Origin of the sequence: Yersinia rohdei ATCC 43380, from assembly GCF_000173775.1 — a bacterium.
In the GTDB taxonomy this organism is placed as follows: domain Bacteria; phylum Pseudomonadota; class Gammaproteobacteria; order Enterobacterales; family Enterobacteriaceae; genus Yersinia; species Yersinia rohdei.
The window spans coordinates 1-16611 of the sequence record NZ_ACCD01000049.1; the positions used below are offsets into that span (position 1 = coordinate 1).

The window sequence follows — 16611 nt, forward strand, 5'->3', positions numbered from 1 at the left end:
ACGCAGGTTTTGGACAGTATTGTTTGCTGTCTGGTAGAGACTTCGCTAGAATATCGCCCGCTTTGCTCTGGGTTTACCCATCAAAGACGAGTATCGAACCTGTTGCTGGGTCGCCTGTAGCAGGGTAAATTTTCTTTAAGAGAAAACAAAATGACCACTATCAATGTAGAAGTACGTAACGACCAGGGTAAGGGTGCGAGCCGCCGCCTGCGTGCAGCAAATAAATTCCCGGCTATCATTTACGGTGGTTCAGAAGCAGCAATCTCTATTGCTCTTGACCATGACACCACCAAAAACCTTGAAATCAAACCGGGCTTTTATGATTCAGTACTGACTCTGGTTGTTGACGGTAAAGAAACCAAAGTTAAAGTACAGGCTGTTCAGCGTCACGCTTTCAAGCCAAAACTGACTCATATCGACTTCGTTCGCGTTTAATCGCGTCGCTTTCGATATTCGGGACGCCGAAATAAAAAACGCCGCTTATGCGGCGTTTTTTATTGGCTAAATGCTATTTACCGGAAAAAATCCCCGGCAAACTGTTACTTTTTACCCGCATTGCGCTGCAATTGATCTCGCAGATTGGGTGGCGTGCCTTTAATGGTCAGCGTATCTGTTGCTGCATCCCAGAAAATACGCTCCCCCAACAGCAACGCATCAAAATTGATGCTCAATCCACCACCGCTGCCAGCAAACTTAGTCAATTGACGCAAAGTACCGCGATCCGCCGGGAAGCTCTCTTCCAGGGCATAACCCTGTTCAACCGAGAATTGACGGAAATCTTTGTCACCCAACGTCGGTAACTCTTGTGCTAACTCTTGTAAGGCAATCTCTTCACCGGCCTGCAACTGCTCGTTACAGTAGCTATAAACTTGCTGGCGATATTCCTGGCGCTCATGTTTACCGAGTTCGGCATCAGCACAGTAATCATCAACTGCTTGTAATAAACCGCGATTTTGCGCTTTGGTATCAAGACCTTCTGCCGCAGACAAGAAGTCCATAAAGAAATCGGACACTTTACGGCCAACCCGCCCTTTCAGGAAGGTCAGGTAACGGGTTGATTCTGGGTTATTTTCCCACTCAGTCAAATCGATACGAGCCACAATATCAGCACGGTTTATATCAAGATAATGTGTGGTGCTCAGATCCAGTTGTTCATTGACCCGCATGCTGTTACAGCTGCTGAGTACCGAGATAAGCAAATATTCCACCGCCAAATAACGGTATTGGCAAAATAGCACCACCCCGCCTTCAGCAAAGGGATATTTGGCTAACTCATCACGCAGACGCCCGGTTGCGGCGCGGCTAAAGCTGAGAAAGTCTTCATCACCCTTACGGCTTCGTTTCAGTGCTTCAGCTAATTCACTCTGCTCATTAAACAACCCATAAGCTTTGCTTTTAGCGCTGTAAACCCGATGCAACTCGGCCATCATTTCTTCAACTACAGCATTGGCGGGCAATAGCGAATCACGTAACACCACATCAAGCGTTTGTTCATCACGTTTGATAAGCTGATGTAAGGCTATCTGGTCAATATCCAGACTCATGATAAATACTCCTTTTGGCTAGGGGCGTATTCAATCACTGATGCCTGAGAGCTGCAACCCAAAAGCTCTCGCCGCCCTCAATTAATGGCTAATGATTCTTAATGCTATAAAATAGCGGAAAAGCGCGTCCCTATACGGTAAGATATGGGACTTTATCAGGTGTTGAGCACAATTTTTATGCCACAATCATCCCGTTATAGCGACGAACACGTTGAAAAATTGCTGTCAGAATTAGTCAGCGTACTAGAAAAACACCGTACCCCAACCGATCTTTCTTTGATGGTTTTGGGAAATATGGTAACAAATCTGATCAATACCAGCATTGCCCCCGCGCAACGCAAAGTATTGGCACGTTCTTTCGCTGAAGCCCTGCAGGCTTCGGTACGTGAAGATAAAGCTCATTAATTTATCGGCCAAGACTGCTATCTCAATATGGTGACAAATCGTCAGCGCTATCGTGAAAAAGTCTCCCAGATGATCAGCTGGGGGCACTGGTTCGCCTTGTTTAATATCCTGTTCAGCTTGGTGCTGGGTAGCCGCTATTTGTTTGTTTCCGATTGGCCCGCATCGCTGATTGGCCGCATCTATGCCCTTGTCAGTTGGCTCGGGCACTTTAGCTTTATCGTTTTTGCCGCCTATTTATTGGTGATATTCCCACTGACCTTTGTGGTGATGTCGCAACGGCTACTGCGCTTCATTTCTGCCGCTTTTGCGACTACCGGTTTAACTTTGCTGTTGGTAGATAGCGAGGTTTTCACCCGTTTCCACTTGCACCTTAACTCCGTGGTTTGGGAGTTAGTGGTTAATCCGGATCAAACCGATTTGGCACGTGATTGGCAATTAATGTTTATTGCCGTGCCAGTCATTTTTCTGGTCGAGATGCTTTTCGGCACTTGGGCATGGCAAAAACTACGCAGTCTCAATCGGCAACGTTTCGTTAAACCGTTGGTGGCGGTATTCATTTCCGCATTCTTTGTTTCACATCTAATGTATATCTGGGCCGATGCGAATTTCTATCGCCCGATCAGTATGCAGCGCGCCAACTTGCCGCTGTCGTACCCAATGACCGCCCGTAAATTCCTTGAGAAACACGGCCTGCTTGACCAACAGGAATACCAGCGGCGCTTGATGGAGCAAGGCAATCCCGATGCTCTGACAGTTGAATATCCACTCAGCCCGATAACTTTTAGCGATAAAGGCAGTGGTTATAACCTGCTCTTGATCGTGGTTGATGGTATCCGTATCGATAGCCTGCAAAAAGATATGCCGGCATTGGCTGAGTTTAGTCAGGCTAACATTCAATTTAGCAAACACTACAGTTCGGGTAATCGTCAGGATACCGGCTTGTTCGGTCTATTTTATGGTATTTCCCCAACCTATCTGGACGGTATTCTCTCTGCCCGGAAGCCCTCCGCTTTCATGACAGCGTTGACGGCTCAAGGTTATCAGTTTGGCTTATTCTCATCTGACGGCTTTGCATCGCCACTTTACCGCCAGGCCTTGTTATCTGATTTCACCTTACCTGCCGCCACAGAACAGGCCGACAGTGAAACCACAGCACAATGGCAACAGTGGCTATCGACATTGACCAGTAATGCACCTTGGTTCTCATACATTAATTTGAATGGGGCAATTGAGGCACAAGATCCCGTCGAAGGGGATAAAGTTGCATTACCAACTGATTTTATCCGCCACTATAAGGCGGGGGCGAAAGATGTCGATCAGCAGATTGCCTCCATTTTGGATACACTAAAGCAACGCGGCCAACTCGATAAAACCGTCGTTATTATTACTGCGGCTCATGGTGTCGAATTTAATGACAACGGCAATGATAATTGGGGTGCAGGTAGTAGCTTTAATCGCCAACAACTACAAGTGCCGTTAATTGTCCATTGGCCGGGCACACCGGCGCAGGCGGTGAATAAACTTACCAATCATGAAGATATCATGACGACTCTGATGCAGCGGTTATTGCATGTTAAAACTGCAGCAGAGGATTATTCGCAAGGGGAAGATTTATTTGCTGCGCAACGCAACCATAATTGGGTAGCCACCGGTGATAACGGCATGTTGGTCATTACTACACCAACACAAACCGTTGTGTTAGATAATAATGGTCAATACCGCACTTATGATGAGAAAGGTAAAGAGGTCAAAGATGAAAAACCTCAGCTCCCACTATTATTGCAAGTGCTGACGGATATAAAACGTTTTATTGCGAACTAACTCTAAAAATCGCGCACTGTGAGCTTAAAAAAGCGGCAAACGCCAGCGTCCAGTATTGCATTAGTCACTGTAAAATGTAGTATAAATCCCAGAGCATCGGCATGTAGCGCAGCTTGGTAGCGCACCGTCATGGGGTGTCGGGGGTCGAAGGTTCAAATCCTTTCATGCCGACCAAAATACCTTAAGAAAACCAACCTGTTAGGGTTGGTTTTTTTGTTTGTGGGGTTTGCGTGGGGTGGATATGGTGTGAAACCGTTGCCGAATCACACCAACATTGCAGAATTAAAGCGCTTCACCATTAGTGGCAATCACTTTTTTATACCAGTCAAAACTTAGTTTGCGCGAACGGGCCATCGTACCGGTACCATCATCATTCTTATCTACATAGATAAAACCATAACGTTTGCTGTATTCACCGGTAGTGAAGGACACGCAATCAATGCAGCCCCATGGGGTATAACCCATCAAATCAACACCATCTTCGAATACCGCTTTTTTCATTTGCTCAATATGTGCTTTGAGATAAGCAATGCGGTAATCATCATGAACCATGCCGTCGTCAGCCACTTTGTCGATGGCGCCAAAACCGTTTTCAACAATAAATAACGGCTTCTGATAACGCTCATACAATACACTCAGTGAATAGCGTAAACCGACAGGATCGATTTGCCAGCCCCAATCGGAGGCTTTTACATGTGGATTCGGTACACTACCTTCAAAGCCAGAAAGTGAATTGCCGCTTCCTGGATTAACCGCAGAAACCGCGTTACTCATGTAGTAACTCAGGCCCATATAATCAGCGCAACCATCACGCAAAGTTTCGAGATCGCCCTCTTCCATCTTGATGGTGAAACCACGGCGTTCCCATTCATTCAAGATATAAGAAGGATAATAGCCGCGCATATGAACATCGCCGAATAGGAAACGCTCGCGCATAGCCTCTACTGAATACATCATGTCATCAGGGTGGCAGGAGAATGGATATAGCGGCACCATCGCGACCATACAACCAATCTTGAACTCAGGATTAATGGCATGCCCCAGTTTGACCACTTTGGCGCTAGCAACAAACTGATGATGCAGCACCTGATACATAGTTTCTTCAGGATTCTCTTGTTCGGTGAATACCACACCAGAGCAGCAATAGCCAAATAACGGATATTTCCAATTACGCTGATTATTGATCTCGTTGAATGTCATCCAGTATTTGACTTTGCCTTTATAGCGCTCCATCACCACTTCACTGAATTTCACGAAGAAGTCGACCACTTTACGGTTTTTCCAGCCACCGTATTCTTTCACTAAATGCCACGGCATTTCGAAGTGAGATAAAGTGATGACTGGCTCGATACCGTATTTCAGCAATTCATCAAACATATCGTCATAAAATTGCAGACCGGCTTCATTCGGCTGTTGCTCATCACCTTTAGGAAAGATACGCGTCCAGGCAATAGATGTTCGGAAGCATTTGAAGCCCATCTCAGCAAATAATGCGATGTCTTCTTTGTAATGGCCATAAAAATCAACCGCTTCATGGTTAGGATAGCGATAACCTTCCTGTACGCCGTCGGTCATGACACGGTCAACACCATGTGCACCACCGGAAAGCACATCAGCAATGCTCACGCCTTTACCGCCTTTGTCCCAGCCCCCTTCAACCTGGTGTGCTGCGACTGCGCCGCCCCATAAAAAATCCTTCGGTAATTGTTTGTGGTTCATAACTTTCTCCCTTAGTACTCTGGGCAATTATTCGCCCTGGAAATAAAATTCAATGGCGGGAAGACCCGCCAGAGGATTAATATTATTCTAGCCCTGATTCATTTGCGCCTGAACAATTGGCGCTTCTGATGCTTTATCTTCCACACTTTCTGGCTCGTCAGTGAACCCAACCAACCAGGTGAAAACTGCACCCAACACGAAAGCCACGGTTATAGACAATAATAAACCCAAGAATTGAGCCATATGGCCTTCTTTAAAGAAGACCGGCAACACAGCAATGCCGGGCAAGCAGTAACTCCACGACACCGCATTGAAACTACCCGCAATGGCACCGCCTATCCCACCGGCAGCACAACTGCATAAGAAAGGTTTTTTGAGTCGTAATGCCACGCCGTAAATAGCCGGTTCGGTAATACCGAATAATGCGGTGATACCTGCTGACAATGAAATACCTTTCATCTCACTGTTGCGCGTTTTTAAATAAACACCAAACATCGCGCCCGCCATGGCGAAAACTGCGGAAGCTTGCAGGCCAGTAAAGGTGTCATATCCCAAGGTGGCATAGTTGCCAACGGTGACCGGAGTAATGCCCCAGTGAACACCTAAGGTGACCAGGGGTTGCCAGAATGCTCCGACCATAAAACCAGCAATCGCGGGGCTAAGATTATAAAGCGTGTTATAAACACCGCCGATTGCCCCACCAATCAAGTTACCTACCGGGCCGAAAACCAACAGTGTTAATGGCACCATAATGGCAATACAGAACATTGGGGTAAATAAATTACGCACCACCATCGGCAGGATTTTTTCAAAGAATCGCTGCACATAAGACATCGCCCAAACCATTAAAATAATCGGAATAACCGAGGCGGTATAACTCAGATATTGCACGGGAATACCGAAGAAATCTAAGGTTGGTGCAGAGAGAGGTATCCCCGCGATGGTATTCAGAATATGGGCAACCTGCGGGTTATTCAGCGCTTCATGCATCAGTTGTTGAATCGCAGGATCAGCCGAGTTGACAGTAACAATTTTGTTGGCCGTCAGCATATTCATGTAATCAGGGCTGATCAGCGCACAGGCAGTTATGACGGCGGTAAAAGGATTAACATTGAATTTTTTGGCAGCAGTAAACGCGACCATCACCGGCAGGAAGGTGAACCCCGTCCAGGAAACAAAGTTTAAAATCCGATAAGTACCGCTGGCGGCATCCATCCAACCAATGGCAGCAAGAAAGGAAATAATTCCCTGTAAAATACCGCAAGCAGCTAATGGATAAAGGAAAGGGGCAAAAATACTGGAGATAATATCCATCAAATGGCTAACGATGCCGACTTTAGGAGCAGCAACTGGCGCACTTTCATCAATATTAATCAGACTGGTGACATGTTTGTAAGCATCACCAACATGATTGCCAATGACCACCTGCATTTGCCCACCGGCTTCAATAACAGTAATTACACCTTTAACGCGGTTTAATTTTTCCTTATCGACAGCTTTATTATCTTTCAATATAAAACGCAAACGCGTCGCACAATGTGTGACGGTAATCACATTGTTATCACCGCCAATATACTTAATTATTTCTTTCGCGGTCAATGCGTAATCAATTGCCATTATTAGTCTCCTGCCTCGGGTACTGAGTATAAGATAATTAGCGTGTTATCGACTTGTTATTAATATTTTTAGCCGATTAAGACTGGAGTTTAACAAAAAAAGAAGTGAAGTCACGATATAACAAAAAGCGCCATTTGGAATATGTTACAAATAAAAAACACCCTGTTTTAGGGCGCTTTAATATTAATTAACTGAGGAAGTTTCTTACCTATGGTTTCAATAATATATAAAACCGGGATTTGAGTGGTAATATTATACTGCCCTTCTAATACAATAGGTGGCATATGATAGGATATATTAAAATCAGCCATTTTAGCCAAGGTCGAATTATCACTATTGGTGAGGCTAATAATCTTGCAGTTTTGCAAACTAAACTGATTAGCAATACGGATAATTTCTTCTGTCTCGCCAGAAACCGAAAGAATAATCGCCACAGCATCCTGATACATATCACTATTGATAGGATAATAAGGATCGTCAATATAAGTGCTATATTTCCCAATGTTAGAGAAAAAGCGAGCACTGTATTTACCCAATGCTCCTGATGTACCTATACCTACAAAAATAATCCGCCGTGTTGCGGCTATTTGTGCCGCAGCAGCATCAAGTAACTCATCAAATTCGCTGTTATTAATGCTTTTAAAATAACTGATTATTTCACTTATTCCAAAACTCACGGGTGGTTTTACATCATGCTCTAAATACAATTTAAAACGAACACGGAATTCAGAATAACCATCACAATTCATTTTTTTGCAAAAGCGCAACACAGTGGTGGTAGAAACACCCGCAGCATCTGCCAGCTCCCGGATAGTCATATACATCACTTTGTCAGTATTTTTTATGATGTAGTTATAGACAATCAATTCCAGTTGGTTTAGCGATGATATTTCTTTATATGTAAACATACTGCTACCTGAAACCATGCAATGACTGAGATAGTTGAATTTAGCATGAAATGGGGAGAGTAACGAGGGAGAGTTCTGGGGGAATTAATGCTGCGACAGACTCATTTTCTGCATTATAGATGCAGTACAACTCCCCCGTTAATAGACTCTGATGTGCTGCATCAACCTAAGCCAGGGTGTTAAGGGGCAGGTAATATTGCTATCGGTAAACTTATCATGATTATGACGAGCGCATTTTTATGTATAAATTCAATGCATTAAATAGTTTTAGTTTGATTTCATATAAGATAACACCACCTAATAACCAATAGATTACTGACGGTTATTATTTATATCACTAAAAATATTAACCTTTTTTTGCCGTTAAAATAGCGAAAACTGGGTTGTCTTAATGCTCTAAATACTGTACATTAACACAGTGTTTTAATGATGGGAAATAAGCAATGCGAGTTGAACTGATTTACGATAAACGAAATGTCGCCGGTCTTGCCAACGCGAATGAATTGATTAAGACAGAGTTAACTAAACGTGTACATCAGGTATTTCCAGATGCAGAAGTTAAGGTCAAACCGATGCAAGCTAACGGCATCAATACCGATGCCACAAAACAAGAAAAATCAGTCCTTAATCGTTTAGTTGAAGAAATGTTTGATGAAGCAGATCAATGGTTAGTTAGTGAGCACTGACAGATTCAAGCCAGATAACGGCTTAAATCATAACAAATAATATTTTTGATTTTCTTTTAACCTTTAATTAAAAAAATTAATACTTTATCAATGTTATGTTTCTTTATAGAAATTTAAACAGCTTAAAGGTTAATAATGAATATCACTCTTGCCACAAAAAAAAGCGCTAGTGCGCTAGCGTTACTTATGGTGTGTCATACCGCCGTAGCTAGCTACCAAAGTAACACCAACAATAATCTGACCATTAGTACCTCGCTAGGGTTATTAAATTCAGACTCAAAAGAGTTGGTTTATTTGCAGGAAAAAAATGGTCATAAATTAAGCCAATTAGATTGGAAAGCAGAAAATACGCCAATTATTAAGGCCGATATATCTTGGGATTTCTTATCTCGCTTGACCTTAAGTGCCAAAGGATGGAGTACTTTGACATCCAGTGATGGGGCAATGGATGACTACGATTGGACGGATTTAAAACAAGCGAAGTGGACTCATTCGTCTCACCATGACAAAACCAATTTGAATTATGCTAATGAAATCGATCTTAATGCAAAATTTTGGTTTTTAAAGCAAGAGAATTATCGTATCGCCATGATGTCTGGTTACCAGCGCTATAATAACAGCTGGACTGCTTATGGCGGAAAATTCAATTATGATAATGGTAAGAATATTTTCAATGGTTCGGATTCTATTATTGGAATCAGTTATAAACAAAAATTTGATATGCCCTATGTAGGATTGGCAGGCAGCTATCGCTATCGAAGCTTTGAATTTAATACCTCGGTTAAATATAGCCAATGGGTTAAAGCTACCGGCACTGATGAGCATCACTTGCGCAATACCACATTCACCGATACCAGCAAGAACTCATGTTATTATGGAGTTGCTATTGATGCCGGTTATTACATAACTGATAACACTAAATTCTTGGTTGAAGCTGGCTGGAACAAATACTCAGAAGCGAAAGCTGGGACACAAATATTTGACCGCACCACTGGCGTGGCAAGCAGCGAGTCTCGCTCTGCGGGTATATCACACCAAGACAAAACTATTTCTGCCGGTTTGCAGTATAAGTTTTAAGCGCTAAGAAACCGCGATAGCTAATATTCAGCACCATTGCATTGCGCCGCGCTAACTCTTGCCGCGCGTGGATTGGTGCTTATTCTCCCCTTCCAAAACCACTAGTTTTCAACTTTATTTTTAACCTTCGCCTATCAATTTAAGGTATCAATATCCCCCTGATAGCAGTAACTACCCGCCATAACGGCAGCTGACAAAAATCAACACCACCACTGATGAGCAAATGCGCTGCATTGATAAAATAAGCTACATTGATGAAATAAGCTGCATTGATAAAATAAATAGTGCAGTACTGCAATGGATACTAGAGTGCCACACAATGCGGCACTGGTTTAGCAATCAATTGCAACCTGCGCAACATTGCAAAACCAGGCGGAAAATTTGGCCGATGCGGTGAATTCATTTCGCATCTAGCTTAGCGGAAGAAATAAAATATCTTTAGTTTCATATTGTTACCAGCATCTTACTCCCCCACTACTCCAACAGTATCCGTGCGCCAATTTTAATCGGCATAAAATTATCTGGTGGTTCACCAGCTTCACTTAACGCCAGCTTCAGCTGTTGCGGCGGTTCATCCAGTGATTCATCAGCCAGCTCAAAGACTCCCCAATGAATAGGAATCGTCACCGGTGACTGTAATTGCTGGAATAATTTCACCGACTGCTGTGGATCCATATGTTGCGCATTCATAAACCAACGTGGCGCATACGCACCAATTGGCAAGGCCGCATAGTTAAATGGCCCCAATTTTTCACCAATGATTGGCAGTTGCTGGCAATAACCAGTGTCACCGGTAAAGTAGAAATTAATAGCATCGCGCTTAACTACCCAGCCAGACCACAGACTTTGATTACGATCCCAAGGGGTGCGCATGCTCCAATGGCGAGCTGGAACACAATGAAACTCAAAGTCGGCGGCAAGGTGTTTATCCCACCAATCCAATTCATGGACATGGGCAGCACCATGGTGCAAAAACCAGCTTTTTAACCCTAAGGGGGCCAAGAAAATCACATCTGGGAAACGGTGTAATAACTGGGTGATCGTGGTGACATCTAAGTGGTCATAGTGGTTATGAGAAATCACCACCACGTCAATATGCGGTAATTCCTTTACACTGGCCGGTGCCGGGGTCCTACGCGCTGGCCCGTAAAAATTAAGGGGTGAAGCACGGCAAGAGAGCACCGGATCAAACAAGACTGTTTTCCCGCCAACACGTAGTAATAATGAAGCATGGCCCAGCCACCATAGCGCATCTTGCTGCCCGCTAAAATCTGCTAATTGCCACCAGTCAGTAACAAACTGCGCATATCCTTGCTGCGGAGGTTTAGGTAATGACAGGCGTTTGCGCTCTTCGCGCCAGCGTTTTAAATCCTGTGGATGATGGATGACAGGTTCCAGATTTTGGAATCCAAACTCAGTGTGGTGTGGCTTACTGGCATCATAATAAGGGTTTTTCTTCACCATTTACATCCTTCACCGCTAGCCACTCTTGCAGCCAAAATACATTTATCTGATATGTAACCATTAACACATATCAGATATTGATGCTTTCATAATATGAGCCATAAACCTCATTCAGGTGCTGAAATTTCAGCCTATCGATTAACATATTGCAACACTTGTCACGTTCAAGATTGCTGTAATAGCGCATTATCTCTCATCGGCATGTTTATGGATATTTTGTTTTCTTGCTGAATATCTCCCTATCCAATTAATTTGATTCATATCAATTTCTACTGTTAATCCCTGCCGTTTCAGGCCACAAAGTCCCTTTTCGTGATCAAACACTCATTTTTATAAACGCCATGCCTTTATAAAGGAAACGCTAATCCATTATTAATGAAACATTGTTTTAATTTGAGGTGGCGGTAAAAATGAGTAAAACTATTACAACAAGACACACATTGGCGTATGGGAGCGCCAACTTACTGGGAAGTGGGGCACTGGCAATCAGCGGTGCCTGGTTAATGTATTTCTATACCACCTTTTGCGGACTGTCGGTCGTAGAAGCGGCCACTATCTTTTCTATCGCCAGTATTCTCGATGCCATCAGTAATCCAGTAATGGGTTATATCACTGATAACTTCTATAACACGCGCCTGGGCCGCATGTTTGGTCGCCGTCGCTTCTTTATTTTGCTGGGGATCCCGCTGGTATTGGTCTATCCAATGCTATGGATGAGCGGTTTTGGTTTCTGGTATTACCTGCTGACCTACGCGCTGTTTGAACTGATTTACACCTCCATCATGGTGCCTTACGAAACACTGGCCACCGAGATGACGTCTGATTTTGCTAAACGCTCTAAACTGACGGGTTCTAAAGCTATTTTTGGCAAAGTTGCTAACTTCTTAGCCGCTTTTATTCCCGGTCAATTTATTGCTATTTATGGTAAAGATTCGGCGACGCCATTCCTGTATACCGGTATCGCCTATGGTCTGATTATGTGCTGCGCTATGGTCTGGCTGTACAGCTCATCCTGGGAACGTCCGGCCAGTGAGGTCGTCAGAGAAACTACCAGCAGCTTAGGTCAAGCCCTGAAAAAACTGTGTGTGGATATGGCATCAACTTTCCACCTGCGTATTTTCCGCAAACACTTGGGTATGTATCTGTTTGGTTTTGGTGCTGAATGGCTGTTTGCTTCTGCATTTACCTACTTTATTATTTTTGGTTTAGGGCAAGACGCGACACTGGTTTCTCAGCTCAATAGTTTCAGCTCAATCATGCAGCTGATTTCTACGGCTGTCTTTATTGGTATTTGCGTCAAAATGGGCTTTGCGCGCCCATTCCGCATTGCCCTGCAAGTCGTGATTGTCAGTGTTATTGCTTATGCCGCGCTCTATTTCACCGGCTGGTCGCAGGCCACTACCGTGATTGTGCTGTTCTGCATTACTGCTGTATTCGGTTTAAGTACCGGTGGCATCTACTACATTCCGTGGACAGTTTATACCTTCCTGGCAGATGTAGACGAAGTCTTAACCGGCCGTCGTCGTGAAGGGATCTATGCCGGTGCCATGACATTTGCCGGCAAAATGGTACGTTCGATTATCGTTTTCATTATGGGATGGACATTAAGCCGCTTTGGCTTTATTTCCGGGCAATCAAGCCAGCCGGAAGTGGCGGTACAAGCTATTGTCGGTGTGTTTGCCATCGGGGTTGTTTCATTGGCATTGGTCGCTATCTATTACACCACACAGATGAAACTGGATCGTAAGAATCACAAAATCCTACTGGAAGAAATTGACCGCATTAAAAGTGGCGGTGCGATGGCCGATATCCCCGCTCATGCCAGAGCTGTTGCGGAAGAACTCACCGGCTGGAAGTATGAACAATGCTGGGGTAATAACCCGCTGGGTATGAAAGAATCCTCAAATATCGTGGCTAAACCGGTGACGGAAAGCTAATTAATTACCCTCTCATTACAAACCGCATCGGCCCTACCCCGGTGCGGTTTTTTTATTATTTTATTTTGCCCTACTGACTGCAAGAACACCCTGTAATGTAAATTATTCGTCAGCCTGAAAATTTCAGCACGTTTTATACAAATATCCGATTACTATAAGCCTACGACCACCTATTGTGCTTTTGAATATGGATAAAAGATTGTTGAAACATTTTTCCACCCCATTGCTGGCCGCTGCACTATTCACTATCCCCTTGCAAAGCCATGCTGATTCCGCGCTTTTGACATCACAAGTTGTTGATCAATATGCCGAACATATTTTCTATAACAGTGGTGCTATGGGGATGGCACTGGTGGTAATCGATAATAATCAAGTGGTTAACCGCAGTTTTGGTGAAACAAAGCCGGGTAATAATCTTCGCCCACGACCTGACTCATTGATTCGTATTGCTTCTATTACCAAGCTAATGACCAGCGAAGTGATGGTCAAAATGGCCGAAGATGGCACAGTAAAATTGACTGACCCACTGCGAAAATATGCGCCTAAAGGGGCCTCCGTCCCTGCTTATAATACTAAGCAGCCAATTACCTTGCTGAATCTGGCCAGCCACACCAGTGGCTTGCCGCGTGAGCAACCCGGCGGCCCGCAAAAAAGGCCGGTATTTACTTGGCCGACCAAAGATAATCGCTGGCAGTGGCTTAAACAGGCGAATGTCACTGTGCCACCGGGTGTCAAAGCGGCTTACTCCAATTTAGCCTACGATTTACTGGCTGATGCGCTGTCACGGGCCTCTGGGCAACCTTATACCAGTCTGTTGCGGGATAAAATCACCGCACCACTGGGAATGCGTAATACCACCCTCACCCCCACGGCAGAACAATGTAGCCGCTTGATGGTGGGCGTGGGCAGCAGTCGCTGTGAAAATACCACCGCAGCCGCAGGAAGTGGCGGGGTTTACTCGACACCTGAAGATATGCAGCGCTGGATGCAGCAATTCTTATCTTCGGATAATAATGCGCGCAAAAATTCGGCCAAGCGCGAGCAAACTATGTATTTCCAACGTCGCGATTTAGTTTCATTAAAAGGCATGGATGTTGCCGGTCAGGCAGATGCGCTGGGGTTAGGCTGGGTTTATATGGCTCCCAATGATGAACTGCCGGGTATCATGCAAAAAACTGGTGGAGGCGGTGGATTTATTACCTATATGGCGATGATCCCGGAGAAAAACATTGGGGTTTTCGTGGTGGTCACCCGAACCCAATTGACTAAATTCACTAATATGAGCAATGGCGTTAATCAACTCGTTGCTCAGTTGGCAAAAAACAGCTAATTAATCGGCGGCAGATATCCAACTGCCGCTATTTGGCTTGCGGGGCACCCTCCCCATATGCTGGTATAAAGCCAATCATTTAAAACCAATCGGTTAAAAACAATAGCAAAAAGCCTCGCAATCTTATACAGATTGCGGGGCTTTTAATTGGTGCCGGCACCAAGAGTCGAACTCGGGACCTACTGATTACAAGTCAGTTGCTCTACCAACTGAGCTATGCCGGCGAAACTTTTCGGAAGGTGGTTCGTTTTCCGTGGAGCGCAATATAGTACAATTCAGAACAAATAATCAAGCGTAATCAGCAAATTATTTATCTGCTAAGGTAAAAAAGTACCCTGTCGCCTTATTTACCCTTGCGGACAGCCAATATAGTGGGGGCTTACTCATAGGAAATCATAAAATTGGCCGTTGCATCGACATTACCACTGCTGATCGGCCCTGTTGGGTAGTACCGCGCACCAAAGGTCTATTTTTGCGACAAACCCGTGATCGTTTCAACCAGCACCTCACGCAAGTCGGTATTCACTGTGAGTAGATAAGGTTATTTCAGAAACAGCCCTAGTTTTGGCTATTTAGTATAAAAACAAAAAAGCCCAAGCTTGCAATAAGCTTGGGCTGATAATTTGGTGGAAGGATAGAGATTCGAACTCTAGGACCTGTTACAGTCGACGGTTTTCAAGACCGTTGCCTTAAACCACTCGGCCATCCTTCCAATGGGCAGCATTATCATCTTATCGTAATGATATGTCTAGTGTTTGATGCATGAAAAATAGAAATTAAGTTTGTTTGGTCAAATTTTATTCTGACATTGGTCAAAAAAAGTCAATTAGGTCAAAAAGAAAGCGAATTTTAATAAAGTTGTTATGCGGCAGTGGTAAATGCAGACATAAAAAAACGCGGCCAATTGACCGCGTTTTATCAGAACCTATCCAATAATCAGGATTAGAACTGGTAAACCAAACCAACAGCTACGATATCATCAGTGTTGATACCCGCGTTTTTGGTAAAGTTATTTTCGTCCAGCAGGTTGATTTTGTAATCAACATAGGTGGACATGTTTTTGTTGAAGAAGTAAGTCGCGCCAACATCAACATATTTCAGCAGATCCTGGTCACCATAGCCGTTACCCAGGTCTTTACCTTTGGATTGCAGGTAAGCCAGGGATGGACGCAGACCGAAATCAAACTGATACTGAGCCACTAACTCAATGTTTTGTGCTTTATTTGCGAAACCGTAAACAGCACCATCTGCAGCATTACCACTGAAGTCACCGAAGCGAGTCAGGTTATAAGTCTGGGTATAGTTAGCCGCCAGGTAAACGTTGTTAGCGTCATATTTCAGACCACCGGTATAAGCATCAGCACGATCGCCATGGCCATATTGCAGCTCATTTTGCTCAGTAGTACGCAGAGAGCTAGCCATTGCTGCTGAAGCACTTACGCCCCAACCTAAGTCATAAGATACAGACATACCGTAGCCGTCGCCATTTTGGCCTTGTACAGAACGGCCATTGTTGGTTTCAGTACCGCTGCCATTTTTGCCCTGATATTGCAGCGCAAAGTTCAAGCCATCTACCAGACCAAAGAAGTTGGTATTACGGTAAGTCGCGATGCCATTACCACGTTGTGACAGGAAGTTATCTGCACCGTAGGTATCGCCACCGAACTCTGGCAGTACGTCAGTCCATGAAGTTACGTCGTATAGCACACCGTAGTTACGGCCGTAGTCGAAAGAACCGTAATCAGCAAATTTCAAACCCGCAAAACCAACACGAGTAAAGTTGTTTTGATCCTGATCTTCAGCTTTATTTAAATTCGCCTGATATTCCCACTGGCCGTAACCGGTCAGTTGATCAGTGATTTGTGTTTCGCCTTTCAGGCCAAAACGCATGTAAGACTGGTCGCCATCTTTGCTTTTATCATCAGAAAAATAATGCAAACCATCGACTTTGCCGTACAGATCCAGTTTGTTGCCGTCTTTGTTGTAAATTTCAGCTGCACCTGCACTACCTGCAACTAATAAGGCTGGAACAAGCAGGGAAAGAACTCGAAGTTTCATCGTTATCATCCTCTAATTATTAGGTCTAACTATGCCACTGCTCTT

General features: G+C 44.3%; 13 protein-coding genes and 3 tRNA genes. 8 read left to right on the forward strand and 8 right to left on the reverse strand.

Features of this window, described 5'->3' with window-relative positions; translation table 11 throughout:
• Positions 1-150 precede the first annotated feature (150 nt).
• Complete coding sequence (rplY, locus tag YROHD0001_RS00685) at positions 151-435, forward strand: 50S ribosomal protein L25 (RefSeq protein WP_004716789.1); 285 nt, start codon at positions 151-153, stop codon at positions 433-435.
• Positions 436-539: 104 nt separating this feature from the next.
• On the opposite strand, the gene yejK is transcribed toward rplY, so the two are convergent.
• Positions 540-1544, reverse strand: coding sequence for a nucleoid-associated protein YejK (gene yejK, locus YROHD0001_RS00680; RefSeq protein WP_004716790.1), 1005 nt, complete (start codon positions 1542-1544; stop codon positions 540-542).
• Between the two features lie 177 nt (positions 1545-1721).
• Here yejK and YROHD0001_RS00675 point away from each other — a divergent pair, with 177 nt between their 5' ends.
• From YROHD0001_RS00675 to YROHD0001_RS00665, 3 genes are all read left to right on the forward strand, one after another.
• On the forward strand, positions 1722-1949 hold the full coding sequence (locus YROHD0001_RS00675; protein ID WP_004389481.1) for a YejL family protein: 228 nt from the start codon (positions 1722-1724) through the stop codon (positions 1947-1949).
• A 27-nt stretch (positions 1950-1976) separates the two neighbouring features.
• Entirely contained in the window at positions 1977-3770 is a 1794-nt protein-coding gene (gene yejM / locus YROHD0001_RS00670; RefSeq protein ID WP_004716792.1) for an LPS biosynthesis-modulating metalloenzyme YejM, read from the forward strand.
• A 97-nt stretch (positions 3771-3867) separates the two neighbouring features.
• Positions 3868-3944, forward strand: a tRNA-Pro gene (locus YROHD0001_RS00665).
• A gap of 108 nt (positions 3945-4052) precedes the next feature.
• Here YROHD0001_RS00665 and YROHD0001_RS00660 read toward each other — a convergent pair.
• The 3 genes from YROHD0001_RS00660 to YROHD0001_RS00650 all read right to left on the reverse strand — a co-directional run bounded on the left by YROHD0001_RS00660 (position 4053) and on the right by YROHD0001_RS00650 (position 8014).
• Positions 4053-5489 carry a 6-phospho-beta-glucosidase gene (locus YROHD0001_RS00660; protein ID WP_004716793.1) on the reverse strand — a complete coding sequence of 479 codons (1437 nt, stop codon included), beginning with the start codon at positions 5487-5489 and terminating at the stop codon, positions 4053-4055.
• Positions 5490-5576: 87 nt separating this feature from the next.
• Positions 5577-7106, reverse strand: a complete 1530-nt coding sequence (locus tag YROHD0001_RS00655; RefSeq protein WP_004716794.1) for a PTS transporter subunit EIIC — start codon at positions 7104-7106, stop codon at positions 5577-5579.
• A 167-nt stretch (positions 7107-7273) separates the two neighbouring features.
• Positions 7274-8014, reverse strand: a complete 741-nt coding sequence (locus YROHD0001_RS00650; protein WP_032818386.1) for a MurR/RpiR family transcriptional regulator — start codon at positions 8012-8014, stop codon at positions 7274-7276.
• A 443-nt stretch (positions 8015-8457) separates the two neighbouring features.
• Here YROHD0001_RS00650 and YROHD0001_RS00645 point away from each other — a divergent pair, with 443 nt between their 5' ends.
• Both YROHD0001_RS00645 and YROHD0001_RS00640 read left to right on the forward strand, forming a co-directional pair.
• Positions 8458-8700, forward strand: coding sequence for a DinI-like family protein (locus YROHD0001_RS00645; RefSeq protein ID WP_004716796.1), 243 nt, complete (start codon positions 8458-8460; stop codon positions 8698-8700).
• 135 nt (positions 8701-8835) lie between these two features.
• Positions 8836-9777, forward strand: coding sequence for an omptin family outer membrane protease (locus YROHD0001_RS00640; protein WP_032818388.1), 942 nt, complete (start codon positions 8836-8838; stop codon positions 9775-9777).
• Positions 9778-10251: 474 nt separating this feature from the next.
• Here the strand turns inward: YROHD0001_RS00640 and YROHD0001_RS00635 are convergent, their stop codons facing one another.
• Positions 10252-11241, reverse strand: coding sequence for an MBL fold metallo-hydrolase (locus tag YROHD0001_RS00635; RefSeq protein ID WP_004716799.1), 990 nt, complete (start codon positions 11239-11241; stop codon positions 10252-10254).
• A 410-nt stretch (positions 11242-11651) separates the two neighbouring features.
• Here YROHD0001_RS00635 and YROHD0001_RS00630 point away from each other — a divergent pair, with 410 nt between their 5' ends.
• Together YROHD0001_RS00630 and ampH are read left to right on the forward strand one after the other, a co-directional pair.
• The gene (locus YROHD0001_RS00630; protein ID WP_032818390.1) at positions 11652-13178 is read left to right on the forward strand and encodes an MFS transporter; all 1527 of its coding nucleotides are present in this window, start codon (positions 11652-11654) and stop codon (positions 13176-13178) included.
• Between the two features lie 187 nt (positions 13179-13365).
• Complete coding sequence (gene ampH, locus YROHD0001_RS00625; protein WP_004716802.1) at positions 13366-14508, forward strand: D-alanyl-D-alanine-carboxypeptidase/endopeptidase AmpH; 1143 nt, start codon at positions 13366-13368, stop codon at positions 14506-14508.
• Between the two features lie 148 nt (positions 14509-14656).
• On the opposite strand, the gene YROHD0001_RS0118875 is transcribed toward ampH, so the two are convergent.
• The 3 genes from YROHD0001_RS0118875 to YROHD0001_RS00620 form a co-directional block, all read right to left on the reverse strand.
• Positions 14657-14732, reverse strand: a tRNA-Thr gene (locus YROHD0001_RS0118875).
• A gap of 400 nt (positions 14733-15132) precedes the next feature.
• Positions 15133-15220: transfer RNA gene (locus YROHD0001_RS0118880), tRNA-Ser, on the reverse strand.
• A gap of 230 nt (positions 15221-15450) precedes the next feature.
• Positions 15451-16566, reverse strand: a complete 1116-nt coding sequence (locus YROHD0001_RS00620) for a porin OmpC (protein ID WP_004716803.1) — start codon at positions 16564-16566, stop codon at positions 15451-15453.
• Positions 16567-16611 lie beyond the last annotated feature (45 nt).

Coding starts and splice junctions, on each gene's coding strand:
- rplY (WP_004716789.1), top strand. CDS start 151: ATGACCACTATCAATGTAGAAGTACGTAACGACCAGGGTAAGGGTGCG.
- yejK (WP_004716790.1), bottom strand. CDS start 1,544: ATGAGTCTGGATATTGACCAGATAGCCTTACATCAGCTTATCAAACGT.
- YROHD0001_RS00675 (WP_004389481.1), top strand. CDS start 1,722: ATGCCACAATCATCCCGTTATAGCGACGAACACGTTGAAAAATTGCTG.
- yejM (WP_004716792.1), top strand. CDS start 1,977: ATGGTGACAAATCGTCAGCGCTATCGTGAAAAAGTCTCCCAGATGATC.
- YROHD0001_RS00660 (WP_004716793.1), bottom strand. CDS start 5,489: ATGAACCACAAACAATTACCGAAGGATTTTTTATGGGGCGGCGCAGTC.
- YROHD0001_RS00655 (WP_004716794.1), bottom strand. CDS start 7,106: ATGGCAATTGATTACGCATTGACCGCGAAAGAAATAATTAAGTATATT.
- YROHD0001_RS00650 (WP_032818386.1), bottom strand. CDS start 8,014: ATGTTTACATATAAAGAAATATCATCGCTAAACCAACTGGAATTGATT.
- YROHD0001_RS00645 (WP_004716796.1), top strand. CDS start 8,458: ATGCGAGTTGAACTGATTTACGATAAACGAAATGTCGCCGGTCTTGCC.
- YROHD0001_RS00640 (WP_032818388.1), top strand. CDS start 8,836: ATGAATATCACTCTTGCCACAAAAAAAAGCGCTAGTGCGCTAGCGTTA.
- YROHD0001_RS00635 (WP_004716799.1), bottom strand. CDS start 11,241: ATGGTGAAGAAAAACCCTTATTATGATGCCAGTAAGCCACACCACACT.
- YROHD0001_RS00630 (WP_032818390.1), top strand. CDS start 11,652: ATGAGTAAAACTATTACAACAAGACACACATTGGCGTATGGGAGCGCC.
- ampH (WP_004716802.1), top strand. CDS start 13,366: ATGGATAAAAGATTGTTGAAACATTTTTCCACCCCATTGCTGGCCGCT.
- YROHD0001_RS00620 (WP_004716803.1), bottom strand. CDS start 16,566: ATGAAACTTCGAGTTCTTTCCCTGCTTGTTCCAGCCTTATTAGTTGCA.